The 26,845-nt window shown below is 57.3% G+C and carries 22 protein-coding genes and 1 pseudogene; 18 read left to right on the top strand and 5 right to left on the bottom strand.

Annotated features, from left to right (window positions below):
- A partial coding sequence (locus SO156_RS35880) for a LysR family transcriptional regulator (RefSeq protein WP_498538080.1) occupies positions 1–605 on the bottom strand: 605 nt, incomplete at its 3' end.
- Between the two features lie 931 nt (positions 606–1,536).
- Here SO156_RS35880 and SO156_RS35875 point away from each other — a divergent pair.
- The 15 genes and pseudogenes from SO156_RS35875 (at position 1,537) to SO156_RS35805 (ending at position 17,571) form a co-directional block, all read left to right on the top strand.
- On the top strand, positions 1,537–2,709 hold the full coding sequence (locus SO156_RS35875) for a cobalamin-independent methionine synthase II family protein (RefSeq protein ID WP_498538079.1): 1,173 nt from the start codon (positions 1,537–1,539) through the stop codon (positions 2,707–2,709).
- A gap of 30 nt (positions 2,710–2,739) precedes the next feature.
- Positions 2,740–3,576 carry a phosphodiesterase gene (locus SO156_RS35870; protein ID WP_498538078.1) on the top strand — a complete coding sequence of 279 codons (837 nt, stop codon included), beginning with the start codon at positions 2,740–2,742 and terminating at the stop codon, positions 3,574–3,576.
- A gap of 114 nt (positions 3,577–3,690) precedes the next feature.
- Positions 3,691–4,926 (top strand): ABC transporter substrate-binding protein, encoded by a 1,236-nt coding sequence (locus SO156_RS35865; protein ID WP_498538077.1) that lies wholly within the window; start codon positions 3,691–3,693, stop codon positions 4,924–4,926.
- A 115-nt stretch (positions 4,927–5,041) separates the two neighbouring features.
- Entirely contained in the window at positions 5,042–6,277 is a 1,236-nt protein-coding gene (locus SO156_RS35860; RefSeq protein WP_498538076.1) for an urea ABC transporter substrate-binding protein, read from the top strand.
- An 86-nt stretch (positions 6,278–6,363) separates the two neighbouring features.
- Positions 6,364–7,227 carry an ABC transporter permease subunit gene (locus tag SO156_RS35855; RefSeq protein ID WP_498538075.1) on the top strand — a complete coding sequence of 288 codons (864 nt, stop codon included), beginning with the start codon at positions 6,364–6,366 and terminating at the stop codon, positions 7,225–7,227.
- Between the two features lie 4 nt (positions 7,228–7,231).
- A complete protein-coding gene (locus tag SO156_RS35850) occupies positions 7,232–8,248 on the top strand; it encodes a branched-chain amino acid ABC transporter permease (RefSeq protein WP_498538074.1) in 1,017 nt (338 codons plus the stop codon).
- Positions 8,245–8,991 (top strand): ATP-binding cassette domain-containing protein, encoded by a 747-nt coding sequence (locus SO156_RS35845; protein WP_498538073.1) that lies wholly within the window; start codon positions 8,245–8,247, stop codon positions 8,989–8,991. The genes SO156_RS35850 and SO156_RS35845 overlap by 4 nt, the downstream gene beginning before the upstream one ends.
- Complete coding sequence (locus SO156_RS35840; protein WP_498538072.1) at positions 8,978–9,667, top strand: ABC transporter ATP-binding protein; 690 nt, start codon at positions 8,978–8,980, stop codon at positions 9,665–9,667. The genes SO156_RS35845 and SO156_RS35840 overlap by 14 nt, the downstream gene beginning before the upstream one ends.
- Positions 9,668–9,754: 87 nt before the next feature.
- Complete coding sequence (locus SO156_RS35835) at positions 9,755–10,405, top strand: LbetaH domain-containing protein (protein WP_498538071.1); 651 nt, start codon at positions 9,755–9,757, stop codon at positions 10,403–10,405.
- Between the two features lie 1,445 nt (positions 10,406–11,850).
- Positions 11,851–12,032: pseudogene (locus SO156_RS35830) on the top strand (hypothetical protein); the annotation flags it as partial.
- A gap of 56 nt (positions 12,033–12,088) precedes the next feature.
- The gene (locus SO156_RS35825) at positions 12,089–12,649 is read left to right on the top strand and encodes a GNAT family N-acetyltransferase (protein WP_498538070.1); all 561 of its coding nucleotides are present in this window, start codon (positions 12,089–12,091) and stop codon (positions 12,647–12,649) included.
- A gap of 841 nt (positions 12,650–13,490) precedes the next feature.
- Positions 13,491–13,772 (top strand): hypothetical protein, encoded by a 282-nt coding sequence (locus SO156_RS35820; protein WP_498538069.1) that lies wholly within the window; start codon positions 13,491–13,493, stop codon positions 13,770–13,772.
- Positions 13,750–14,130, top strand: a complete 381-nt coding sequence (locus tag SO156_RS35815) for a hypothetical protein (RefSeq protein ID WP_498538068.1) — start codon at positions 13,750–13,752, stop codon at positions 14,128–14,130. The genes SO156_RS35820 and SO156_RS35815 overlap by 23 nt, the downstream gene beginning before the upstream one ends.
- A 5-nt stretch (positions 14,131–14,135) precedes the next feature.
- Positions 14,136–15,056, top strand: coding sequence for a GH25 family lysozyme (locus tag SO156_RS35810; RefSeq protein WP_498538067.1), 921 nt, complete (start codon positions 14,136–14,138; stop codon positions 15,054–15,056).
- Between the two features lie 139 nt (positions 15,057–15,195).
- The gene (locus SO156_RS35805) at positions 15,196–17,571 is read left to right on the top strand and encodes a T6SS phospholipase effector Tle1-like catalytic domain-containing protein (RefSeq protein ID WP_498538066.1); all 2,376 of its coding nucleotides are present in this window, start codon (positions 15,196–15,198) and stop codon (positions 17,569–17,571) included.
- A gap of 1,431 nt (positions 17,572–19,002) precedes the next feature.
- Here SO156_RS35805 and SO156_RS35800 read toward each other — a convergent pair.
- Both SO156_RS35800 and SO156_RS35795 read right to left on the bottom strand, forming a co-directional pair.
- Entirely contained in the window at positions 19,003–19,935 is a 933-nt protein-coding gene (locus tag SO156_RS35800; RefSeq protein ID WP_498538065.1) for an NEL-type E3 ubiquitin ligase domain-containing protein, read from the bottom strand.
- A gap of 191 nt (positions 19,936–20,126) precedes the next feature.
- Positions 20,127–20,294, bottom strand: a complete 168-nt coding sequence (locus tag SO156_RS35795) for a hypothetical protein (RefSeq protein ID WP_498538064.1) — start codon at positions 20,292–20,294, stop codon at positions 20,127–20,129.
- Between the two features lie 1,485 nt (positions 20,295–21,779).
- Here SO156_RS35795 and SO156_RS35790 point away from each other — a divergent pair.
- Entirely contained in the window at positions 21,780–22,529 is a 750-nt protein-coding gene (locus SO156_RS35790; RefSeq protein ID WP_498538063.1) for a response regulator transcription factor, read from the top strand.
- Positions 22,530–23,225: 696 nt separating this feature from the next.
- Positions 23,226–23,420 (top strand): hypothetical protein, encoded by a 195-nt coding sequence (locus tag SO156_RS35785; RefSeq protein ID WP_498538062.1) that lies wholly within the window; start codon positions 23,226–23,228, stop codon positions 23,418–23,420.
- 309 nt (positions 23,421–23,729) lie between these two features.
- Here SO156_RS35785 and SO156_RS35780 read toward each other — a convergent pair whose 3' ends face one another.
- A complete protein-coding gene (locus SO156_RS35780; protein ID WP_498538061.1) occupies positions 23,730–24,413 on the bottom strand; it encodes a helix-turn-helix domain-containing protein in 684 nt (227 codons plus the stop codon).
- Between the two features lie 896 nt (positions 24,414–25,309).
- Here SO156_RS35780 and SO156_RS35775 point away from each other — a divergent pair.
- Entirely contained in the window at positions 25,310–25,582 is a 273-nt protein-coding gene (locus SO156_RS35775; protein ID WP_498538060.1) for a hypothetical protein, read from the top strand.
- Between the two features lie 289 nt (positions 25,583–25,871).
- Here SO156_RS35775 and SO156_RS35770 read toward each other — a convergent pair whose 3' ends face one another.
- The gene (locus SO156_RS35770; protein ID WP_498538059.1) at positions 25,872–26,786 is read right to left on the bottom strand and encodes a hypothetical protein; all 915 of its coding nucleotides are present in this window, start codon (positions 26,784–26,786) and stop codon (positions 25,872–25,874) included.
- Between the last annotated feature and the right edge of the window lie 59 nt (positions 26,787–26,845).

The following is a 26,845-nucleotide window of genomic DNA, read 5'->3' as shown; positions in this document are numbered from 1 at the left end:
TCTCGTAGCGTCAGAGAACCATCTTCGGTTAGAATGATTCTTTCTTGTGCAAGCTCAGCCAGGCTGAGTGTCGGTCTGCAGGCGAGTCGATGCTCGCGCCGCACGAGCGCCATAAGCCGAGTTTTGCTTAGCTCCACGTGGAATAGGCTGGCAATGTCATCAGGCTCAGTGATGATAGCAATATCGACGTCGCGCGCTTCAAGTCGTTGCTTAGCGAGCTCCCAGGGCACTAATGAGAACGTGATCCTCACTGCAGGAAAACGCCGGTTGAATTCGGAAATAATCGGCATCGCTGGACACGGTGCGTTCGCGATCACAGTTAGATGCCCGGCCGACAGGTCACTGTAAGCGCTGATCTTCTCCGCGACGAGCTGCTCCAGAACCCGAACGCGATCAGATAATGCAAACAGTTCCTGAGCCGGCTTTGTTGGCACGAGCCCGCTGCGATGGCGAATGAAGAGCGTCGTCCCCATATGTTGCTCAAGCTTGGCAAGGTGCTGGGTGACGGCCGATTGGGTGACACCGAGGACAGCTGCAGCTTCTGAAACGCTTCTCCGCCTAAAGACCTCTGTAAAAGCCGCAATCTGGTGAGAACTGATTTTCATGCTGTAAAAGCCTGCTCCTCCCATTGCGGTGGCTTTGCATTGCCAAGCGGGTTCAAGGTCTTTTCGCGTGCCGTCCGCTGTCTCGCGCAAAGCCAACGACCGTTGTGCCGCTCACGCTCGCCGTTGACGTCGCGAGTGCACCCCAATTGATCGAGACACCTAAAGGCGGTCTCAGGGCCACCTGTACAGTTGATTGAGGCGCGCATCCTCGGCCTCGTGCTTTCTGGTGCATTCCCTGATCACCACTTTGTCTGGGCCGACAGTAGAAGCTACGTATCCCCGGGAGGCAGAAGGATTGCTCCATGTCGTCTTCCCTTACCGGGCTTCAGCATCACGAAAGCTCGCCGTACAGTTCTTCCCTGGTACTTGGGAATGAACATCACACGGTATATAAAATGTCAAACTTCCGCGACTTGTGGTGGCAGACTGGTGTCCTCGCTCGTTAGTTTAGAGTGCCGGCAAACCACAGACCTCTGCTTGGCGATGCACCCTCTGCGGGAAGAAACATCTTTAAACTGTGCCAGTTGCGCACCACTTTGGCACGGAGCGCACCAATAATTAAATTTGTTCGTTGGATGCGTTTCTCAGCGAGAGCGGGCTGCGGTCCGGGATATTAACTGCAGGCGCCAGGCTCGACGCGCAGAATAAAAGCGGCAGCGGCACATTGTGAGCCGATTTCGACGCCAGCTTATTTAACAGAGGCAATACTCCTTCTATTAGCAAGGCTAATATCAAGACATTTCCGCGTCAACAACGCTTGCTACGTCTCTTATCCGGAAACAGGCTGTAGACGGCTGTCCGCTCAGGGCTCCTCAGAGAGAGCGCACAGCTCATGCCCAATGAAATCACGAGAAGGACGCGATCCTCTTTTCGCCGAAGCGGCGGATAGGGGCCGCCAGCGGACTTCGCTACAAATTAACAGGAGAGATGAATGAAAATCAGTACCGATCGAATTCTCACGACACATGTCGGCAGTTTGCCGCGACCGCCCGCATTGGAGGAGATGCTCCTGGCGAAAGAGAAGGGTGGACTGGACGCCGAGCGCGATCCGTTGCTGGCGACCAGCATTAGTTCAGCGGTCGTCGACATCGTGAAAAAGCAGGCGAGTATTGACCTGACTGTTGTTGATGATGGCGAGATGAGCAAATACGCCTATTCGACCTATGCACGTGAGCGCATGACGGGTTTGACGGGCATTGATCAGCCGCTTGCGTTGTCTGAACTGGCCGAGTTCTCGAATTTCGCAAAGCGGGTCAATTTGGATATCAAAACTCCGGCCTGCGTTGGACCTCTGGAGTACCAGGGAGAGGTGGCGGTGGCCACAGACATCGCCAACCTGAAGGCAGCGCTCGACACGGTTTCGGTCGAAGAGGCTTTTATGAATGCCTCCTCTCCGGGCATCATGGCCCACTATATGCCGAACAAATATTATCCATCGCAGGAAGCCTATCTCTATGCTTTGGCTGACGCGATGAAGGAGGAATATGACGCCATTGCTGCATCGGGCATGCTTCTGCAGATCGACTGCCCTGATCTTGCGCTTGGACGCCATTTCCGGGCGAAACCGATGGATGTCGCCGAATTTCGTAAGGAGATTGCTCTTCACGTCGACGTTCTCAATCATGCCCTGCGCGATATTCCCGCTGATCGGATGCGAATGCATCTATGTTGGGGCAATTACGAGTCGCCCCACCATCACGACATCGATCTTCACGAGATCTTCGATATCATCATCAAGGCGCGGCCAATGGCTCTTCTGCTGGAGGCAGCAAATCCACGTCACTCGCATGAATGGAGCCTTTTCAAGGAGACACATCTTCCCGACGACAAGATCCTCGTGCCCGGCGTCATCGATACCTGCACGAACTACATTGAACATCCCGAGGTCGTCGCTCAGCGGATCGAGCAATACGCCAATCTGGTCGGACGGGAGCGAGTGATTGCCGGCACGGATTGTGGATTCGCCAGCTTTGCGACATTTCACACTGTCGACCCGGATATTGCTTGGCGCAAACTCGAGTCACTGACACAAGGCGCCGACATTGCATCCCGCCGGCTATGGAGCGCGAACTCGAGACGCTCCGGCCAAGCCATTGCCTCATGAATGCTTAAGCCTAGCTCGCAAACAGCGCATATGAAAATCATCCAAATCACCGACCTTCACTTGGTTCCGACAGGCGATCGCCTCTTCGACAACGATCCAGGCGAGCGCTTGCGCGCCTGCTTGGCCGATGTGGCTGAGCATCATGCGGATGCCGAGCTTTGCGTCATCACGGGCGATCTTGCCCATCATGGCGAGAGGAGCGCCTATGTCCGCCTGCGCGAGGCACTTAGGATCTTGCCTATGCCTGTGCGGCTTCTCATGGGTAACCACGATGATCGCGCCAATTTCTGCAGCGTATTTACCGAGGCTGCCATCGACGATTTCGGCTTCGTCCAGTCGACGCTCGACACGCCTGCGGGACGTTTTCTGTTCCTCGATACGAAACGATCCGACAGCCATGCGGGCCTCTACTGTGAGTCACGCCGGACGTGGTTGCGCGCGCGCCTGGAAGAGGCACAGGGCAGGCCAATGTATCTCTTCATGCATCACCCTCCGCTATCCGTTCACTTCCGGCCCGCCGACGACATCATGCTCGACGATGGGGCAGCGTTCGGACGACTTCTCGACGGGCATCCCATCCGTCATCTCTTCTTCGGGCATGTGCATCGCCCAATCACCGGGAGTTGGCAAAACATTCCCTTTTCCACTTTGCGGGGGCTCAATCATCAATTGTGGCTCGACTTTAGTCATGAGCGAGGAATTCCCTGCAGTATGGAGCCGCCGGCCTATGCGATCGCTTTCCTGAACACCGACGCCGTGGTCATCCATACCCATGACTTTCTCGATGCAAGCGCAAAATATCTGTACGAGCCGGACCTACCCGTCGAGCGTCAGGTCGTTCCAATAGCACGGCCATCTCAACTCTGAATCCGAGGTGGGGTCTCGTCCCCGCAGACGATCCGTCACCCCTGCCCCCTAGCCCCGGCGGAGTGGTCGTTCGCACCTATTGGGCTTCTTTTCAGGACTCCAAGGAGCATGCTCATGAATTTGTCACGTCGCGCGTTTCTGCGTACTTCCGTCGCGGTCTCCACCGCGTCCGTGGCCGGCTCATTTGCCGGCCCCGCCTCCGCGGCAACGGACACCGTGACAATCGCCTCACTCTACGATCTGTCCGGACCGTTCGACGTCTACGGCGCTCCGTCGAACATGTGCACGGAATTCGCGGTCAAGGAGTTGAACAAGGCGGGCGGTCTTCTGGGTAAGCAAGTCGTCCTCAAGGCCTACGACTGCCAGTCGGATATCAACAAAGGTCCGCAATACGCGCAGCAGGCGGCGCTGCGGGACCGAGCCGTCATGGCCGTGGGGGCCCTGACTGGAGCTGCCCGAGAGGCGACGCGACCGGTTCTGCGAAAATACAAGGTGCCTTACTTTTATGGTTCGATTTATGAAGGTGGCGCCTGCGAGCAGAACATCTTTTGCTGCAACACCGAAGGAAACCAGCAGGTCGTTCCGCTGCTCGAGTGGTCGTTCAAGACCCTTGGCAAGAAGCTTTATTACATCGCCTCGGACTACAACGCGCCGCGCACGTTCGGAGCCTGGAATCACGTGATGGCGAAGCGCGAAGGCGGCGAGGTGCTTGCCGACGATTATTATCCGCTCGACGTTACGGACTTCACTGCGGCAATCGCCAAAATCCAGGCGGCAAAACCAGATTTCATCCATTCCTGTCTGGTCGGCGGCCCGTCAATGTCGTTCTACCGGCAATGGGCCGCAGCGGGCATGCTAAAGAAGATACCAATCGTCTCCATCATTTTCGGGGGCGGGCAAGAGCACGAGATTCTAGCACCTGAAGAGACGAACGGCATCTACGCTGCCTATAACTATTTCCAGGAGCTCGATACGCCGCGCAACAAGGCCTTCCTGGCACGTTTTTCCGACGCGATGGGTCAAAACCATCCTTACATTAATGGCGAGGCGATCGGTGGCTACAACACCGTCATGTTGTGGGCCGCGGCCGTCATGCGCGCGAACAGCTTTGATCACGACGCGGTCATGAAGGCTTGGGAAAGCGGGATCAGCTGGGAAGGGCCTGGCGGAAAAATGGTCACTGACGGGGCTACGCATCACACCGCCCAAGACGTGCGCATCATCAGGGTCGAAAATCGCGTCTGGAGTCTGATTGCAACCAAAGAGCAGATCCAGCCAGATAGCTACGGCGGAAGGTGCGATGTCTTTGCTCATCCGAACCAGACGGAATTCTTGATGCCGCAAATGTAGGTGAGCGAGGTTGCGGCGCCGCCCCGTGGAACGGCGCCGCGGCCGCATTTGCCTTTCGTTTCATCGCTCGAGCGGAAAGAGCTTGGCTCTTCTTTCGAGCACGAGGAGAATTCTCATGAAATTGTCCCGTCGCACATTTCTTGCCTCTTCCGCAGCCCTTTCCGCTTCATCTATAGCCGGCTCATTTGCCGGTCGCGCTTGGGCCGCATCAGACAGCGTTGCTATAGCCTCGTTGCACGACTTGTCGGGACCTCTTGATATTTATGGCGTGCCGTCGAATTTGTGCATGAAGGTAGCCGTCGAGGAGATCAATGCCGCCGGCGGTCTGCTCGGCAAGAAGGTCGAGCTCAAGGTTTATGACGGCCAGTCCGATATCAACAAGTACCCGCAATATGCGCAGAAGGCGGCGCTGAATGATCGGGTCGTCATGGTGCAAGGTGCGCTTAGCGGCGCTGCGCGCGAAGCCACGCGCCCCGTCTTACGCAAGTACAAGATACCGTTCATCTATGGCTCCTTTTACGAAGGCGGTCTTTGCGAGAAGAACACTTTCTGCGTCAACACCGGTGGCAACCAGCAGGTTGTTCCGCTGCTTGAATGGTCATTCAAAAATCTCGGCAAGAAGCTCTACTATATAGCTTCCGACTATAACGCGCCCCGCAATTTCGGCATTTGGAACCACGTGATGGCCAAGCGTGACGGTGGTGAGGTGTTGGCCGACGACTACTATCCTCTGGATGTAACGGATTTCACCGCGGCCATTGCAAAAATCCAGGCCGCAAAACCGGATATCGTGCATTCCTGCCTCGTAGGCGGCCCGGCTATGTCCTTCTATCGCCAATGGGCAGCCGCCGGCATGCTGAAGAAGATTCCGATCATCTCGATCGTGTTTGCCGCCGGCAATGAGCACGAGGTCCTGGCACCGGAAGAAACCGACGGCGTGATCGTTGCCTACAACTACTTCCAGGAACTCGATACACCGAAGAACAAGGAGTTTCTGGCCAAGGTCGAAGCGGTAGCCGGCAAGAACCACCCCTATATCAACGGCGAAGTCTTCGGCGGCTATAGCGGGGTCATGCTCTGGGCTGAAGCCGTCAAACGTGCCGAAAGCTTCGAGCGGGAAGCGGTTCTGGCGGCCCTCGAAACCGGCATCCGGTGGGAAGGTCCGGCCGGGATCATGACCACGGATGGCCCCACCCACAACACGACGCAAGACGTTCACATTATCAAGGTCAAGAACCGCGTCTGGAGCCTGATCGAGAAGAAAGAGCAAATTCCGCCGGACACTTATGGCGGCAAGTGCAATGTCTTCACCAATCCGAACCAGACTGATTTCCTGATGCCTCAGATCTAGGTGGCTGGGGCACGCGCGCGCCGCATCCTATGCGGCTGCCGTTGCTTCGCCTCGCTTGCTTCCTTTTCGCAGGGTCGGGATAGACCATGGACCAATACATCATACTGTGCTTTGCGGTGGCCAACTCCATTGCCCTTCTTGCTCTGATCAGCTTGGGGCTTGCCGTCATTTTCGGCATGATGCGGGTCATCAACTTTGCTCATGGCGAGTTCATTATGCTTGGTGGCTACGCCACTGTGATCGCCAATCATGCCGGCCTCAATCTTTGGCTTTCGATGCTGATTGTCGCCCCAATGGTCGTCGGGATGATCGGCGCCATAGTAGAGCGCCTCATCATTCGCCGGCTCTACGGCCATCTGGTGACGACGATGCTGGCAACCTGGGGGCTTAGCCTGTTCTTGATTGGCGCGGTGACCGCGATCTTCGGCAATACAACGATGGGTGTGAGCGCGCCGCTCGGAAATATTCCGATCGGAGCCTATTCCATCGGCGCCTACCAACTGCTCTTGATCGCAATCACAGCCCTGCTGGTCGTGTGTTCTCTCCTGGTGTTGCATTGGACAAAATACGGACTGATCGCGCGTGCGGCGATGCAGAATTCCGAGATGGCGACCACGCTCGGGATCGATTGTGACCGCGTGTATGCGGCCACTTTCATCATCGGCGCCGCAATCAGCGGCTTGGCCGGCGCGTTACTTGCGCCGATATCCGGCGTTCTTCCTCACATGGGTGCGGCCTATGTTGCACGTGCCTTCGTCACAGTGATCAGCGGCGGCGGAGCCCTGATTACGGGGTTTCTGTCGGCCGCAACGATCCTCGGGCCGGTTGAGGCTTTGCTTTCCTATTTCGAAACGCCGGTCGTTGGCCAGTCCTCGCTGCTGCTTTTGGCCGTGATCATCCTGCGCCTGTTCCCGACGGGCATCTCCAGCTTATGGACCGGAGGTCGATAACGTCATGTTGCACCTAATCAAACATGCCTTGTTTCCAGTCGCTCTCGTGCTCTTCGCGGCTTTTGGGCCGTTCGTTCTGGAGCCATTCGATCTTGTCAATCTATCTGCCTTTTCGGCCATGGCGATCGCAGCGCTCGGTCTCGCCTTCGTCTGGGGGATGCTCGGGATCCTCAACCTCGGACATTCGGTCTTCTTCGGTCTCGGTGCCTACGCTTATGCAATCGCAGTCTCCAATTTCGGCGACAGCACACTTGCTGTGTTGATCGGGACCGTGTTGCCGGTCGCATTCTCCCTCGTCCTTGGCTACTTTCTGTTCTTCAGCCGCCTGACCGACGTCTATCTCGGCGTCATTACGCTCTGCGTGACGCTGATTTTTTATTCCTTCATGACGTCGACTGCCGATCCCTCATTTCACATCGGTCCAGTGCCACTCGGCGGCTTCAATGGGATCACCGCTGTACCGTCGCTCAATATGCCTGGTGATCCGGAGGCTTTTCTATCCACGGAAGCGACGTTCTCAATCTGTCTTTTGACACTCGCCGGCGCTTATGTGCTGCTTTCGTTCCTGCGTTCGAGCGATGCCGGGCGCATCATGACGGCGATCCGCGAAAGCGAGTTGCGAAGCGAGCTCCTTGGTTACGACATCCGCTTCTACAAGCTCGTTGGCTTTGCTGTGAGTGCTGCCATTGCGGGGCTCGGGGGAGCGCTCTACACGGCGGTGATGGGTTTCGTCAGCCCGAACGTCTTCGATCTACCGCAAGCCTCGCAGTTCGTTCTGTGGGTGATCGCCGGCGGGCTCGGGACCTTTGTCGGACCCGTGGTGGCAAGCTTCGGCTTCCAGCTTCTCAGTAGCCAGCTCGGCGCCAACCAGGTTTTTAACACGGAGTTAATTTTCGGCGCGACGATCATCCTGTTCGTGCTGCTCGCCCCTCAAGGCTTACTGCCGATGATCGTTAGGCTGTCACGGCTGAGGTTCCGGGCCCGTTCCGGCATCTTGCGGCGGAAGGAGAAGCCGGCATGAGCGGTTCGCCCATTCTCGCAACGAGAGCTCTCGTCAAGCGGTTCGGCGGCGTTGCCGCGGTTGATGGCGTCGACCTCGTCGTGACCGCCGGCGAAATCCGCTGCCTTATAGGCCCGAACGGCGCTGGCAAGAGCACGCTCTTCAAATGCCTCACCCATCAGCACCAGCCAACGAGCGGCGATGTCCTGTTCGAAGGCCGGGATCTGCAGGGCCTGCCCACCCATCGCATTGCGCGCCTGGGTATCGCCATCAAGAACCAAATTCCCAGCATCTACGCCAACCTTGACGTCAGGGAGAATATCCGCCTTGCCGCCCTGCGCAGGAGTCTGCCAAAGCGCGAGCTGGACAGGGTCGTCGAGCTGGCGCTGGAGGAGATTGGCTTTGATGACCGGCGCGCAAAGCAGCCGGCAGTGACCCTTTCGCATGCGCATCGCCAGTGGTGCGAACTCGGCATGCTGCTCGCGAGCGATCCCCGTCTGGCGCTCCTCGACGAGCCAACTGCCGGCATGACGCGCGATGAAATGTTGAGGACCGTCGATATCATCAAACGTCTCAACGCCCGTGCCACGGTGATCGTGGTCGAGCACGACCTTGAGTTCATCGCCCGTCTCGCACAACGGGTGACTGTTTTGCACAGGGGAAAAGTGCTGGTTGAGGACACCATGGACAAGATCGAGACAAATGAGACCGTCCGAGACATCTATCTCGGCCGCAAGAAGGAGGTCATTCATGCTGAAAGGTGAACGGTTGGTCTCCGGCTACGGTAAGACACAGGTTTTGCGCAGCTTAAGCTTCGATCTAGGCGCTCATGAGATTCTAGGGATCATCGGCATCAACGGTATGGGCAAGACCACCTTGCTCAAGACAGTCATGGGGCTGTTGCCGGTCGAAGGTGGCCGGATCGTACTGGACGGTGTCGCCATTGAAGGACTTCCTACCCATCAACGCAGTCGTCTCGGCTTCAGTTACACGCCGCAAGGCGGAGCGGGTTTTCCTGGCCTTACCGTCAAGGAGAACCTGCTGCTTGCGGGCATGATGCCCAGCGCCAGCAGAGTAAAGCCGATTGCCGAGGTATTGCGTCTCTTTCCGAGGCTAGAAAAGCTTCTTAATCGCCCCAGCGGTGCGCTGAGTGGAGGCGAGCGGCAGTTGCTGGCCTTGGCGCGCGCTATGATTCGCGCGCCGCGGCTTCTTCTGCTCGATGAACTGACAGAGGGCATTCAGCCTTCGGTGACCGACGAAATCGCCGAATGCCTGTTGTCTATTCACCGACTAGAAAAGACGGCCATGATCATTGCCGATCAGGATCTCAGTTTCGTAGCCTCGCTGGTCGGCCGAGCGCTGGTAGTCCAGAAGGGACAGATCGTTGCGGAGCGGAATCCGACTGAACTCCTCGCCGATAGCGTCTTCGAGACGGACTGAAGGCATGCCGGCGCCGGGCCTGCGTCCCGCGATGCCAGTGTCAATCCGTTCAAGATGAATACCCACCTTTCAATTTGCGGAGCCACCATGGCCATCAGAACCCTTTCAACTCAGCCGACCGTCCATCCCGCCGCGCAGTTACACGATACAAAGCTCGGCGCATATTGCGAGGTCGGAGCGCGCACGATCCTGCGAGAAGTGACGATGGGCAGTTATTCCTACGTCGAAAACGATTCCCAGATCAGTTATACGACGATCGGAAAATTCTGCTCGATTGCGGCAATGACCCGCATCAACCCTGGCAACCATCCGATGCAGCGCGCGAGCCAGTCGCATTTCACCTATCGAGCGAGCGCTTATTTTCTCGGCGAGAGTGACGACGCAGACTTCTTCGACTGGCGCAGAAAACATCAGGTCAACATCGGTCACGATGTCTGGATCGGTCATGGCGCAATCGTACTTCCTGGCCGCAACATCGGTACTGGTGCCGTGGTTGCAGGCGGCGCAGTCGTTACCAAGGACGTGCCGGCCTACACAATCGTCGCAGGCAATCCGGCCCGCCCCGTCAGGCGACGGTTTGCGGACGATATCGCTGGGCGACTCACCAAGCTTGCTTGGTGGGACTGGGATCACGAAGGTCTGCACGCTGCGCTGGCAGATTTTCGCAAGCTGACCATTGAAGACTTTCTGAGCAAATACGAAGCGGGAAATCCTGCCGGGCTGGACTCCTCGCGTTGACCGCTTCGAGGGAACTGGTTTTTGATGGTCAGAGGCATGGGCTCGTTCCCCGAGGCGGCTGCGCAATGGCTCACCGAGGCGCTTCCGTCCCGACTGCGCCGGCAACGATTGCAACATCCGCATCTCCCTCTTGGCGCGGGCATAAGCACAGTTCTCCAGTCGGTCACTCCCAAAGCCAAACGCCGGGGATACTTGGCAGAATTCGAGGCTAACAGGCTGGCTCACGAAGCAGACGGAGCTCGTTGGAAATCGTCGATCGCATTCAATGGCCTCGTGCGGTGGCTCTCTGCTGAGCTTTGCATTGTCGACGGCTCGGTGACCTTACGAAAGAATTGCTACCATCATTAAGAAAGAGGCTGACGTGTCATCCGATCGGCTCTACGAAACAAGGATTCCAGATTCATTTTGTCACGGCGCACGCACCTTTTAAAGAACGCGTCGTTGCCCTTGTGGCCCACTTTGGAGGTGTGGGTGTAAGTAGATACGTTCAGCTTCTTCAGAGTCCCATGTTGCGGGCTTTTGCGAGATTGGTCGAAGCGGCAATCACCCGTCCAGCTTGAACGGCAATAAATGTACCGCCGGCCGAAACATTGAAGTAGCCGCTAGAGTTTACTCCCCAACTCGACTGGAAACGTAACCGGACACTCTGAACCGGCCCCCGCAGAGATCTGTATCAAGCCAAGAACGGCCACCGCCGCAATTGGTGGTACAAAATGCATTTCTGTCTCCACAATTTGAAGGCGATCTCAACCGCCGACCTGACCCTTTGTTTACGCACCTCAAAGAACCTCGTCGCGCTCACTCGCGACCGGAACTCCAGTTGAAGTCGAGATACGGCGGCATACTGCAGACCGGCGACGCATTTCTCCCTCAAGGGACTTCAGCGCGCCGGAAATCGCTGACTTTGCCTCGCTCGGTTCGTGAACCTGGGCTGAATGCCAGGCCATGAACTGCCAGCCATTGAACTAATTATCCCTAGACTGCTTAGGATCTAGATCAAAAACCGCGAGATTGACCGTTCGTGTAAATGCTACAACCGTCATACTGAGAGTCCCTGAACGCTGCTAGACGTGCCAGCGACACTGAATTCTGTGTTGAGAGTTTTTGTTCGGGTTGATTTTTGATTCAGGAGCCGGCTGATGTTTGTTCGCATCACCGCAGACCACGCGCCTCGCCCAAATTCTCAAACACTTCCGCTTGGCGAGCGACTCAAGCCCAGTTGGGCGCAGCCGCGCATAAGCCAACGAGTGTCAAATGCAAGTGCGCGCGTTGGGTTATCAGCGACTTGCATGGTTTCGTCACCAACTGGTGCGTGTTGGTCGTTTTTCTGCGCGCAAATATCAACGCGTCTACTCGAAAAATACAAAAGGCTGATTATCTCCGCTCTGTCAAAAAGAGTTTGTCTTGGACTCGCGCATACGAAGATTGTCTGAGAGGATTTAGTCATTGGACGACGATGTCAGAACGACCTTCGCGCTGCCCTGCTTTCGCAGGTCGCCATCGGCTTTGTGCTGATCTATTGGACATCCGGCGTCCTAAACTTCGCTAAGGCGCGATGCTGCTGTTCGCGGCGCGGATCTTCGTCAGTCTGGTCGAGCGTGGAACATCCTTTGCGTTCGCGCCGGTTGCGATGCCCGCCGATGCACCAGGTGCATGTTGCTTGAGCTTGGAGGAGGAGCACATATGGTGACCACGCGCGAAGTGTCTGTCGATGACGCCCCAACGGTGACCCACATGGTTGCTGCCCTAGTCGCCGAACTCGGCGCCGGCCAGGTACTGGCCGAACCAGATACCCAGCTTGTGGCTAAACTTCTTGCCATGAAGGAGCGTATCTATGGGTTTCTAGCTTTCGCGGAGGACCGCCCGGTCGGCGTCATTATGTTGTCGGAAAGTGCAGCCCTTTTCGCGCGCGGGACCTACGCCACTATCACCGAACTCTACGTGGTGCCGGACCAGCGATCGTCTGGGGTTGCGATGCGCCTCATTGAGGCTGCCGTAGGCTTGGGGGCGGCAAAAGGCTGGGGCCAGCTTGAATTGGCGGCGCCCAGGCAGCCGATGTGGAGCCGCAATTCCAGCTTGGCATTGTACTTCAAGGCTGGTTTTGCAGAGATCGGCCCACGTCTAAAGCTGCCACTGCAATGCCTCAGTACCCCGCGTGCGCAAGGCGCTCCTAAGGGGCGATCGCGATTAGACTCTCGGCGGCAACGCGCACTATCCCGCTCTAGCCGGATTCAACGGCTGTAAGGCTTGCATTGGAATCCGGGGCACTCTTTCGGCCAATTGGACTACGCAGTACTACTGGCGCTGGCTGGCTCCTCCGCTTTTCGAGCAGCCTAGTGGGCATCGTTGCATAGGCGAAAGCCACGACAGCGAGACAGCTACCGTGGTCACGTAGCGATAGGATGCGCGAGAGAGTCACGCAATTCGATCCGATTTTCAAACCATGGCTGCCTCTTAGCGATTTAGCTGGCCTTCGAGAAATACTCTCGCGGCGAGCGAACAATACGGCTCCGGTGCCCGATCGCCCTGCCCATCGATGCTACGCATGATCCGCGGCAGGCCCGGCAAGCCTATGATGTCATCTTGCCCTCACCAAATGGATGGCTAAAGACGGCCGCGGACATCTTTTGAGAGGATACTTCAAGTCTTTAACTAGACCTGTTTCATATCTTTCGTTGCGCTTTCGTAGACAATGCTTCGGTTCAAGCGCGAGCTAAAGACTTTCTTCGCGGGTGTTGAGTGACAGCGCTACCGCGAGCTTTACAATCTTGTCGATCAACTTTCGGCTGTGGATATGTTCGGGCGCCCCGCGTTTGGGAGTTGCTGCAGGAGGTAGACCCTCAAATACTTTACGTATTGCATTTGGCTTGCTTATTCCTTCACGTGGGGGCGCGTGTGAGATGATTGACTTGCAGTCACGGGCGTATCTCGCCCGCTGTCTCCCAGCTCGAAATGCTGCCCAACGGCGCAGGGGCCTCGAAGGCGCGCTTATTGGTTGCAGGCGATATCTGACAGTCTTGACAACTGCTGCCGTGGGCCTCGCTGGATGCAACTGGATTGGTTCTCTCTCGAGCCCGAGCGGGTCATGCCAATCGCTAACCAGGTTGTCGAGATGAAGGCGCATGCGAACAGCTACGCCGAGGCATTCAGAGGTCTGCCAGAGGACCAGACGGTCGCGCGCAACAACATTATCGATCGCCGCGCGCGTGGATGCAACACCGTCGAGAGCAGCGGCCGCCGAAGCGAGCCCTATAGCCTGAGGAGGATCATCAATCAGTTCAGTCACCCCTTTTGTTTGAACCCGCGCGTCGACTTTAGCTCAATTTCAGAAAGAGAGTTGGACCATGAATGCGGTTCAGTGGCTTGAAGTAGTCAGTCTCGGCATCGTGTTGGGAGCACTCGGCCAAGGCGCCCGCACGATCGTCGGGATCAAGAAGCTCAATGATTATTCCGACGATGCTAGCTCGACGGCCGCACTCATCAACGGGGTGCGGCTCCTGATTTCCTTTGGCATTGGTGGCGTGGCCGGCGCCTTTGCCGCAATCACCCTCATCACGGACATCAGCAAGGCTATTTCTCCCGAGCAGCTGTTTACGATCGCGGCAGCCGGCTACACCGGTGCCGATTTCATCGAAGGTTTCATAACGCGGATTTCAGGCAACCAGCCGGATGCTCCCGCAGTGAAGCACATTGCCACTAATTCTTCCGATGACGCCGTAGGATAAATGCCATGGGATCAGCTGTTGAATTGTCTATTAACGGCCAAGCCACCGCAAATGTCAGGGTCAATCTGAGGCAGGGCTCGCCAAGCCTCCAATCCCCGGTTCTGCGAAAGCTGAATGCCGGGACAACAATTTCGATCGAAGGGCTTGTCATTGGCGATGCCGTCCAGGGCAACGCGCATTGGTACCGGACGGCGGACAGTGCCTATGCGTGGGCCGGCGCTTTCTCTTCCATCCAGCGGATCGACCTGTCGCCCTCCTCCTCTCCTAGCGAAGCGGCTGTGGGTACAGGGCTAGACCGCGTTCCGCTGGTGGTCGACATCTTTCACGGAGACAGTGTTGTCAGCTTCGATCAGGCATTCGCCGCGGGCCTGCGTGGGGTCATTCACAAGGCGACCACTGGCGCGTCCGGCAGGGACGATGCGTACAAGCGTCGGCGTGATCTTGCAAATCGTGCAGGGCTGCTTTGGGGTGCAACGCATTGGGGTACGGCCCATGCACCGATAAGCGATCAGGTGAGCAACTTCCTTGACTGGGCTGATCCCGACAAGGACACGCTCGTTGCCCTTGATTATGAGCGCGACGATGGAAACCAGATGACACTAGAGGGAGCACGTGAGTTCCTGGAGCTTGTCAACAACGAGCTCGGACGGAAAGCGGTGCTCTACAGCGGAGACACGCTAAAGACCGCACTTGGCAACAGGAGCGATCCGTTTTTCGGCTCGCACAGGCTTTGGCTGGCGCAATATGGCAACCATCCAACCGTGCAGCGGAGCTGGCAAACGTATTGGCTGTGGCAGTACACCGACGGCGACAAAGGGCCCGGGCGCAAGACTGTACCGGGAATTCCCGGAGACCGGCGCAACCGCCTCGACTGCGACCAGTTTGCAGGTAGCGTCGATGATCTGAAGGCCCAGTGGGCGGGGTAGCTGTACTCGCGGCGGGGGCGTGCAACTGTTTGTGTGCGCCCCCGTCGCATCGTCAATGAGCAGCCGGGCTGCAAGGCGAGAGTTCAAACAAAATTCAATTCTTCAATCTGCATTTGCTCCTGCGGTGAGGAAAGCCAACATGCCGAGACGAATCGTCCTCCTTTCCGACGGCACGGGCAATTCGGCCGCCCAGGTCTGGCGCACGAATGTCTGGCGCTTATTCTGCGCACTTGACCTCTCGAACGACGATCAGGTCGCCTTCTACGATGATGGCGTCGGCACCTCTTCATTCAAGCCGCTTGCGCTGTTAGGCGGCGCATTCGGCATCGGACTTCGCCGCAACGTGCGCGAGCTCTACAAGTTTGCTTGCCGCAATCACCGCGGCAAGGATGACCAAATCTTTGGTTTCGGCTTTTCGCGCGGCGCCTTCACGATCAGGGTCTTGACGGGGCTGATCCTGGACCAGGGGCTGATCGATGCGAGTAGCATCTCGGAAGAGGAGCTCGATCGGCAGGCCCGTCAGGCCTATCGCGACTACCAGCGCAAGCACTTTCATACCAACTGGTATTTGCTCTATCAGGGATTCCGAAAGCTCATCGGTCGGCCTATCCTCGCATCGGATTCAGAGGTCCCAGCTCGCCGACATGCCGTTGAGATCCGTTTTCTCGGCCTGTGGGACACGGTGGCGGCTTACGGGTTGCCGATCGACGAGATGACGCGTGGAGTGAGCCAATGGATCTGGCCGCTCGAGCTCCCCAATCACACGCTTGGCAACGAGGTGAAACGCGCCTGCCACGCACTTTCACTCGATGATGAGCGGACGACCTTTCATCCCATTCTCTGGAACGAGCGCGATCCGAAATGGATGGCGCCAGCAGAGACGGAAAAACCGGGCTTTACCGCCAGCGAGCGGATCGTGCAGGTCTGGTTCGGCGGCGTCCATGCGAATGTGGGCGGAGGTTATCCCGACGACTCGCTGGCCCAAATCCCTCTTTGCTGGATCATGGAGGAGGCTCGAGCGTGTGGCCTCAAATTCAAGACCGAGAACCCGGCTGCGTTGGCCGAGGTGAGACAGGCGCAGGACAAGGACGGCAGGCTCTACGATCCACGCTCGGGTTTTGGCGCCTACTATCGTTATGGCCCTCGTCGGCTTTCATGGCTATGCGACCAGCGGTTTTCCAGAACTACGGGGGACGAGGTTTACATCGAAAGACCCAAGATCCACGAGACCGCGCTACGTCGTATCAAGAATAACGCGCATGTCTATGCGCCGATCGGGATTCCGCACGAATACGATATCGTGATGGCTAAGCCGGTCCCGCATCCGGAGAATGCCGACTACTGCACGTTCGAAGTCAAGAGACTTCCAACCAAGCCGGGAAACGGCGTCTACGAGACCGCTAGCCAGGCCGCTGCGCGCGTCAGCGCAGAGCGAAAAGGGGTTTGGCCGAGAGTGTACTTACGCGCTGCCCTGTACTTCTCAACTCTCGCGGCGACGGCCTTTGCGATCATTTTTCCGCTGGCTGGACGCGGCAATTCGATCAATGCAGATGCGAACCCGCTTGGCATCGTTTCGGACATCATTCGGACGGCCAGCGGCTTCGTTCCAGGCTGGGCCTCCGGCTGGCTTAGCTCCTACGCGGATTACCCCTTCACATTCTGCGTATTGGCGCTCGTGCTGACCGCCCTGCTGTATGGAAGCAGTCGTGTCGCTTCCAGCGTTACCGGACAGATGCAGGGGCTCTGGAAGAAGGCTTTTGACGAAAAACTGACTCCCGTGTCGGTCAAGCCGGAGCGCAATCCGAAGAGCGGCCTGCTGTTTGTGCAATCGATCTGGAAATACTACGTTGGCCCAGCAATTTCCGCGGCGATCTTAGCCTATCTGACAGTCACGGTTGCCGCGAAGTTTCTCTTCACGGCAGTCGACCAGGCGGGCCTCATTTGCGAAAGATCTGCAGCGCCCACAGACATTCCTGACGGCGGCGTCCTGATCTCGTTCGATGCCAGCAAAGTATGTCATGCCACCGGCTACAAGATCGGACGGCTGGACAGGTACTTCATATGGACCACACCAGACCTTGACGAGCTCAAAAAGCAACACCCGAACTATAAGGATGATCACGCGGCCTGTACGCAGCCGGGTGTCCCTCTGCGCGATGCAGGTGTCACGACGGATGGCCGTGGCTACAGCACCTTCGGCGATCCGGCGGATGCGACACGGCTTAGTTGGTATCAAATGGCTCTACACGTGCTCAAGCTGCCGCTACGACGCTACTATGGCGAGCCGTGGTTCCAGCCGATCGCACGCTACGGCCAATTCGGTGATCAGGTCGATTTCCTCGAGCCGGACCCGAATCCGACTTTCAGAAAGATCTCCGAGTACGTATCTCCGAAGGTTCCGGGAGAGCTCATCTTCTATGTCAATGAAGCGGTTCTGCCGGCGCCGCAGAGCTTTCAGTGGTTCTACAACAATCACCATGGCTGCATCTCGTTCTTCGTCAAGCCATCAAAGTAGGACGCAGCGCCTCGGATCAATGACGATTTCAAAGGTCTCCCTGCGCCGCCATGGGCGCTCGATAAGCTGATGTCGAACTTCTTGGAAAGCTCGCTGCCAGTCTGGAGGACAATAAGTATTTCCGAAGTTTTGAGCGGCTCATGAAATTGCTTTACGGCCTGACGTTCGTCTAGCAGGCTGAGGTCCGTCTCCTATCCAGCGACGGCCGAACAAAACTCAAGCCTTGGCTCTCCGACTCGTGAATCGTTGAGCGCGCGCAGCTGGTTCGCGGTCACGGCCCTGCCGGCCGACAAGTATTTGGCCATCGTAGTGATTAGGCGTAGAGCAGAAGAGTTGGGATGATGACTTAATTCTGCACTTGTCGCCGACTTTTGTAAGCTAACGTGCCAGGAAACGATGCCCCGGCGGCCCGAATCCTTTGCAGAAACGTGTTTGACCTGACGACTGAGCGTCTGGCGCTGCCTCCTAGTATCTCGCAGGCGCGCTTGACATCATCGGCGGCGGCAGCAGCAACGTCTACATCCGATCTAACGCCCGAAATGTTGTCTCACACGTGCTTGGTACCGACAGCTGGCCGTTGGTAGGGCATGTTGCGATCGGAAGTTCGATTTTGGCCGAATGAGGCGTCATCCGAAGCACTTTCGGCACCTCGATCGACCAAAGGCTCAAACCTTCGTATGTATGGACATGAGGCACTGCGCGGTTAACTTACGAATCGATACTGCTGCAACCAATCGATTCTCTTTCCCGATGTAGCCATGCGCCCAGACAGGCATTCTGACTACTCAATTTGCTGGCATCTTTCCGGTCGCTATATGATCCACGAGCTGCGTGCTGACGGCCGTTCGGAGCTTTTGATCGGAAGTTTTGATTCTGCCGATGCCGCTGAGAAATGGATTTTGGGTAGATGCACCAAGTGTTCCGGAGCGGCTGAGATCGTCAAATCTCCTTCGTCGGCGATACCGAGCGGGCGGGCAATAGTCCATGAGAGAAACGAGTGGGTGTCCCGAGCAGATGAATTCGAGACCAGTCTCTAGTCTTTCCTCGAAGCGTCGTGGTGTATGACCTGACAGCGATAGACTTCGCCGGCAATGATTTAAGCGTCCTACACCGCAATAGTCGACGAGAGGCGGGGAAGAGTCTCCAGCTCTGAGGAACACGATCGCATCAGGATGAGCGAACTTGCCAAGGTGCCATATGATGCGGCATTTTCTGCTGAAGCTCGATTTCTACGGCTATATCGATCAGATCCGAGTCGCCTCGAGCGAGAGGCCATCGCCGTCAATGACAGGGGCATCGGCGTTGGTGGATACCCATGTCGTCAGCCGCGCCGGCGCTTCGTCTGGACGCACGATACGTCTCGGCAGGGATTCATCGACAAGCGGATGTCAGCACAACGAGAGCCGGTCCCGTTGTTCCGAACATCGACCGCTACGATCCGCCCGCCCCGACCGGCCCGTCCGCCTTTGCGGTCTGCGCAGGCGTTGCCGGCCGAAGCGTGAGGCCGTGGTCGCCGAGCACTTGACGCGTCAGCGCGCCCTTGATCTCGCGGGCGATCTCGTCGCGAATCTCGGCTCCGATCTGCCGCTCGGCGTCGGCGTTGGCGACGAGGTGATGATCGGCGAGCCGTTCCGCCAGTCGACCCTTGAATTCATCATCCATCGCATCGACGAGCCGATCCTGCATCTCTGCATGAGCTTCGGGTGAGATGCGGCGCAGCACCGTCTCCCAGGGCTGCCAGCTCGTTGCAAGATAGTCGGCGAATCCCACCGCCTCCTTGTTTCGCACCGAGGTCTCGGCGGTGACAAGGTCGTGTTCGGTAACGTAGGACGCGCCGTAGAAGCGCATGTGCGGGGCGATGTGCCTGAGGTCCAGCCGTTCGCGCAGTTTGACTTGATATGCGAGATAGACCTCTATCTCGTCGACCAACCGGAGCGAGTTGACCTTGTCGCGGGCAATCCTCTCTAGCTCGCCCAAACGGAACATGAGCCGGCCTTGTTCGAGAAGCTTGTCGAGCCGCTCGTCGTAGGCTCCCTCCTCGACATCAGCGTTCAGCCGTGCGTTCTGCATTCCGTTCCAAGCCAAAGTAATGCGATCCTGGCAGCTCTCGCTCGCTCCGACGGCCGACTGGAAGTACTGGGCGCGCAATCCCGGCCTGGTCGCTGCCTGACGCAGATCGTCTGCCACCGCCTGCCGGAACTCGCGATTGCCATAGTTCACAGTGTCCAATAGCCTGTCGAGGAAGCGAGCGTATTCTTGCGCACCCGGCTCTCGGCTGAAGGCCTGCCAGGCAGCCCCTGCCTCCGGCTCGTCAGGTAGCCAAGCCGCGACCGCCTCGCACAGAGGCCGCGCTTGACCTTGCATCGCCCCGTCACTCATGGATTTCGCTGATGGAGTACTCAACCAGTGTCGTCGTAACAGCACTCTCAGCGTAGGAGACATGGTCAGGGCATCATCGCTGCCATCCTCATTGAGCTCCACTGGTCGTCCCTAGAAGCCTCTTCTATGACCCTTTGGTCCTCATCCATTCCTAGAAGCTGTCGCGATCGAGGGCCTTAAGGGACTACGTCCAGATAGGCGGCAGCGATCTCGGGCCAGTACATGGCTAATGCAAGCGAGAGAAGGAACCCGGTCGCGCTGAACAAGAGGACAAGCGCCAGCGCCTCCGTCTCGATATCCACCTTCATGCGCCTGAAACCAATCTCGCGATAATACATGAACATGACATGTTCAAACCATTGGCTTCTCTGCCCGAGCAATCGAGAAGACAAAGAAGACGCTGATAGTCGACTGCGATAATACGGAACGGGGGGGAGCCATGCTGTTCGATTACGGCGTGGTCTCTCGCTGACATTTGGATCGATAGCGTTGTTCCAGGAGCCGCCTCAGCCACGCCCCGAGATCAGCTGAACGCCGGAGGCGTGCTTTCCAAAGAACCTGAGCAAGGTCCTCGAATTGCATATCGTGATGGTCGTGCATCATAATGCCCCGTGTCTAACTCCTCGCGCTCTGCCGCGGATTACTAACTCGATGTACTGATCGGTCGGAGCGACACCAATCCTGCCCGCAAGAGACGTGCCCCTCCAGCCCAACTCAATCCTGCAGCAGGTTACCGGCTTTCAAAGCTTAGGGCTCCCGATTCAACTGCTTTCACTTCCGAAATTCTGCGTGTGATTGCGAGACTGCGCAGCTTTTTGACACGATCGTCCGCCCATTGAACGGCGCGAGCAGGGCGCGAGAGGCGCTAAGCGTCCGCACGATTTAGCTGGCATTACACAGACCTGAACCAGACGCCACATTTACGCCGGGGTATTTGGGCCCACACTGAGGGGGACGATCGCAAAACGTGTTACTCTCCGCCAGTGGTTCTCAAGCGGCGATGAAATTCGAACGAAAAGAATGCTGGGCATTCGCCCACCAATAGGTAGTGGTTGGACGTCATCCCCCTGACGCTCGATAACCGCTTCTGGCACTTCGCGATATATTGTATCCCTGCACGACCTCAGTCGCTTTGTGACATGGTCATCATCGCATCGCGCCGCCAAGCTTTTGGTACACGGCCTAACATTCTCGTGATTCAGCCATCGGCCGTGTTCGCGGGATGAAGCGTAGTGGACGCCCCCGCTGGATATGCTTGCCCAATCACGGTGCGCGCGCTAACGCGGCGAACGGCGTCGATCAGATAGGCCTCACGGATGTTCGTCCTTCTCAACATGACAGTCGGTGAGATCTCTTTTCTTCCACATGCGGCGGAGTGAATTGGACCATCCAATCTGGCGATAAGAGAAAAGCTTTCCCCAAAAAGCACTCACACGGATCTTGGGACGAGACCGCCTCTCAGCAGCTATCTCTATTTCCACAACTAGCGCAACCAGTTTTGGTTCGCGGATGTCCGCATGCAGTGTCCGTTCTTCGCCAGTTCGGATTTTGAGTTCGAAGGCCAGCCTGTTTCGATGAGCTCAAAGCCTCTTTGCGAAGGCGCGAGCAGGGGCTAGAGTTGGCAGCATTGCTTTTACCGAGCACGAAGGCGCACGTGAGTAGATTGCCGACCCATCAAAGCGCCGGCCACAGGAACGAAATCCAATAGCTATAATTTGGCCCGCAGCATTGTCACGCAGCTGAACCAGAATGATTGCCTGATTTTTCGCGCGGAACCGGCGCCGCTCCCTTCCCGCGACAAAATAAATTGATCGAGGAGATTTTTAATCATGAGTACGAGCCCGGCAACGATTTATGTGGTTGATGATGATGAGAAAATCAGGAGTGCTCTCGGAAGTCTCTGCGAGGATGCCGGACTTCAGGTGAGACTGTTCGGCTCGATTGACGAATTCATGACGGAGGATCTCTCTGATGGCCCGTCATGTCTGGTGCTGGACGTTCGCTTCCCCGGCACGTCACCGACCGGTTTGGAGTTGCAGAAAACACTCGCCGATTCAGGAATCTTGATTCCGATCGTATTTATCAGCGGCGTTTCGGATATTCGGGTTTCCGTGGAAGCGATGAAACGCGGGGCGGTGGACTTTCTGCCCAAGCCTTTCCGCGAGCAGGAATTTTATGATGCGGTGCGGCTTGGCGTTGAACGCGACCGAAGTCGGCTGGAGCGCGAGCACGTCGCGCGCGAAGCCCGACTACGTGTCGAGGGTCTCACGGCACGGGAGCGTGACATCTTACCGTTGGTGGCAGACGGATTGCTCGCCAAGCAGATCGCGATCAGGCTGAATGTCAGCGAGGTGACGGTGAAGGTCAATCGTGCTCGGATGATGAAAAAGCTGGAACTTCGTACCCCCGTAGAAATCGTGCGGCTCGTTGACAGCATCAGAACCGATACTGCGACGATACGTCCAAGCCTCGTGCGATCAAATATAACTCACTTTCAGGCCAGATCGAAAGCGGGACCTCTCGAGAGCAGTCCCCTCTCCTCGCAAAGGTATGCGGCGAGCCTCTTCAGGAAAACGTAACATCCTCCGGGAGCCTGGTCGGCATTCTTGCTCAACAGCTCCTGGGCGGCGCTCTTATCGATGCGTCACTGCACTCATTCTGTGAACTCCAGCTCAAACCGATTCATCTCCGTCGACCGGGTATGGAGTTGAGCGACCTTCCCGATAATGTGGCCAAGCGCGGCGAAGCAAATTTGACGAGTTGCGCTGGGCGCAATGTTGCCGCACCAGATCACTTATTGCGGAGAGAGGTCGCCTCTCGCCACCTGTGGAGCGGCGGTCCGTCGACCCACTTTGGCGCGCGGCGTCAACACTGCGATCTGATGCGGAGAGCCCGGCATTCCACCAAGCGTAAGCCGGGGGGTGGGCGCCCGTTCCTCGGCGTTGGCCGGGTCCAACGTCGCAAGCTGGTGGGGCGTGATCGGCATCGGCAAACCCGTGATTGCGTAAACGGGTAGCTCCGCGGCTGTGGTGCCGCCACACGCCAGCAAAACCGCTGCGGCAGCAAATAAAAATCGCTTTGACATTGCAGTCTCCATTCTTCAAATATTAGAGTTCATCAAATGCAGCGTCATTTCCAATCGTTTCATTCTAGGCGACGAAGCCGCGAGCCGCGCCTCCCAAATGGGAGGCATAGGCACACAATTGTCGAGGCGCGGTCCACTCCCCGAAGACCGATGGAGGCACCCTGACGATGCATGTCAGCTCGGAGGGGGCATGTTCGACATTTATGTGAACGATAAACGTGATTTGCTGGTCGTCACGCAGGGTTCGTCATTGCCGCTAAGTGGCGCGTTGGGGAAGTGGCCGAGGAGGAAAAGGCGAGTCGCCAGCATTAGCGATGAGATCAGGTTGGCCATAGTGGAGCAGGGCTATTACATGCGCAAGCTAAGCGATTTGAGGAAGCATTAGGGCAAGTTTTGGCGACCCCTTCCCGCCGTCGATCCATCAGCTGCGACAGCGGAATTATGCGACCACGGCTAGCGTGACTGCGATCGTGTGCAGAGACCTATCCAATGGGAAATCAGGAACGTCGCACTTCGCACAATAGGACCATCATTTCGGTCTCGCCGCGGGAGCAGGCGCAGAATTAACGGAAGATACAGCTGCCGCCAGCCACGATCAGGAATCGTTCGACAACTGAGGCTGCAGTGATGCCCGCCCTTTAGCTGGCTGTGAGCAGGGAGAGCGACATTTGCGAAGAAGAAGTCGCCCGGCGAATTAACTTTGCAAATCAAAGCTCGCAAGCCGCCGACGGTCGCGGATCACGATCTCGCGCTGATTTCTCCCGACAAAATCGAGGATTCCCCGTCTGTGTAGATGGGACACGGCGCGCGAAACGGTTTCGAGCGTCAGGCCAAGGTAGTCGGCGATATCGCGGCGGGACATCGGGAGGGACAATGCGCCGGCCGCAGCGGATCGCTCGTCCATTTCAAGCAAAAAGGCCGCCACCTTTTCCAGCGAGGTTTTTCGTCCAAGCAGCAGCATATGGTCTTCGGCGTGTTGTAGACTTTGAGTGGTCATCCTGAGCAGATTGTGAAAAACGACCGCATCATTCTCGGCTGCGTCTTCAAGGCTGGTGCGCCTGATTATTCGAACCGTAGTCTCCACGACCGCTTCTGCGGTGAACCGATGGTTCTCACCGTTCTCTAGTCCGAAGATATCGCTGACCAGATGAAACGCGCCAATTTGGCGTCGACCATCCGAGAGCAGTTTGTAGGTTCGGACCGCACCTTTGGTAACCTGATAGACGTACGCGGCGGGTTCTTTCTCGCCGTAAATCTCCTTCCCCTTCCTGTAGGTGAACTCACTCAAGTTGACGCTCCGATCGGAGCTGCTTGTAATCCCGAGGTCGGAAAGCGAGTTGGGGCGGGACGTTCTGACTTTGTTGGTGCGCACGAACATGGGGCACTCCTGCGGAAAGCCAAACGCGATTTGGCGCGTGGAGTGAAAGAACACCCCTTGCGCCAAAGAATGCATCTGATCGACCAGGACCGTAGCCAATCACTGTCCCTAAGATCAATGCGGTTGGTGCCATGAAAGCTATCGTTCGTGGTACGTCTCAAATAAGTAAAACCTGAGGACTCACACTAAGCACCCTCACCTCTTCTTCATGAGTTAGGTTCAGCGCAAAGCCGCGCTGAAGCCGAGACCGGGGATGTAAGTGCAAGGACGGACGCTGCCCGAGGGTATCTCCCGGTCTGCAAAAGCGTAAGCGCGGAAGACCGGGGAAAAGCGGCCGAGCATCGCGCCCTTGCAGGCACCAGGGGTAGCGCCCCTTTAATTCTATCGTGCGAGGGATCGTGACTGAAGGCTGGGACGCTTGGCCGGCGCGCTCGCGCATAGAGCCCGGTCGGCTCTTTCGACGCGCCTCCACGTCCCGACGGTCGAAGAGATCAGGGTCCAACCCCTTTGCATGAGCGTCAGCGCGTGTGACGGAAGCAGAGTTGAAGGCAGCATCGCGAGGACAAAGTGCGTGTTTTACGGAAACAAGGAGGAAAAGCTGCGTCGCGGCACAGAGAATGGCCGCAGAGAGACGAACAGTGATGCAAAATGCGGATAGCGTTGTGCAGTCCCGATTTCTGGAATCGGTAGCTATGGGCGTACCGTCTGCTCGTTCGCTAGGCCCTGCGCTCAAAGCAAGCAGCGAGGGTTTCCGGTGTGCACTCACTTTAGTGATACGTGAAGCAACGCAGGCAATGTGGGCGCTTGTGCTCGTTGTTAACCTAAGGTAGCATTGCCCATACTTATACTGCGATTGACCAATCAATTTTCAGCATCGTTTGTGCCTGGAGAGCGATATGAGGCCGCTGTTCACAGCGCTTTCGTTCTTTGCTCTGTTTGTCATCCAAATTTCGGAAGGTGACGCTCTGGGCTTTCAGCCAGATCAAATCCCACTACAGCACCTTCAAGTTGACACTATCTTCGACCCGATCCAGGAACCGCTCGGCGAAGGGCGTTACCAGGATGTTCGACGCTTCCTTCTGATCGAGCAGGTGGCCTCGCAAATTCAGGTGCAGCAGGTAGCATTCCATCCAAGTCTCGGGCCGATCTGCAGGCGCCGTGTCAGGTGATCCGGCACTATCATAAATGGGGAGGAGACCACTCCTGTGCCCGTCTCGATCGGAGCGCTGTGGGCTGTGCGGCATTTGGTAATCATGTTGATGCTCGCAGCATCCGTTGCCTATGGCGCAGAGGAAGGAGGAATGGAACGAACGCTTAGGCTCCCCCCATTCCCTTGCCCCAGGGCCATCGCGCGGATCGAGGTGCAAGTGGGAACCTATAGCGCCCGGTCAGCGTGTCCGTGTCACCACGCGAACTGGTGAGCTACTCGGCGCTATCTCACCTTTCGGCCCGGGCTGCCTAAAGCTCGGCGGCTCTGCCAGATCCAGGCTGCGGATTATCGAAAGAATAATGGCCGGGACGCTGGTGGTCGCAGCCGTCATACGATGTGAGTCGAGCTTCGCCCTGCCCGTCATGTCTATCGATAAGCTCGACAATGGGGCCGGCGCTTTGTGTGTTTCGGCAAGGAGAAGCTCGTTGCGTGTCTGCTTGACAACCAATGTCGACAAGCGGACATGGTCGTGCATCCCTGAGCGGCTGAAACTCTCGAGTATTTGCCGGCATGCCTCCTGGATTGCCGACGGTGACCTCGCCATTGCCGAGCAGCACACGTGGATGTGCTCCGATATCAACGGGTGTTGAAGGGCCAAACCCTCTTGCCCTCAGCCACGTCGGGTCGATTAGGTCCGCGATCTCTTCCCAACCAATCGCCTCCTTCACCCGCTGACAGGCCGAAAGGTGGACAAGGGTTTTCTCCAGCCACCGAGCGTGGTCGCCGGCACTTGGTAAATCGTGCCGAGGATCTAGAGAGCGCTCGACGGTGCTCGCGATCTGACGCGCTTCCGTCAATTTCGCGAGTTCATCGTCCGAGATTTCGGAAAGTGCTGGATTCGTCGAATTGGCGAAACGATCGAGTAAGGTCAGCAGCTCTCGGACCTGGGCCAGCTTTCGTTTCCGCTGAAGCGCCCGGTTCAGAGCGTCCGAAACATCCTGATTGCCAGGCGGCCCGACGTAATCGGGCGAATGGCGTTCGCGACCGTCTTCCGAACCGAAGCTCTGCCAGTCCCCGCTTCGGTCCCGCACACGGGCGAGCAACAACAAGTCACCATCCGACTGACGGCCGATCCATCCGTCACCGAATTTCGCCTTACCAAACCGCTCTTCACGGTCGGTGCTCGAGCAATGAAGCTCGGGTACACCTGTGTAGCTCTGCAATGTCGCCTCCCATACCAGGCGGCCCATACGTGAAGTCTGCGAGGCAACCGAGTATGGGA

The organism is Bradyrhizobium sp. UFLA05-125, assembly GCF_059803515.1.
This window is presented reverse-complemented; position numbering and strand designations above follow the sequence as displayed.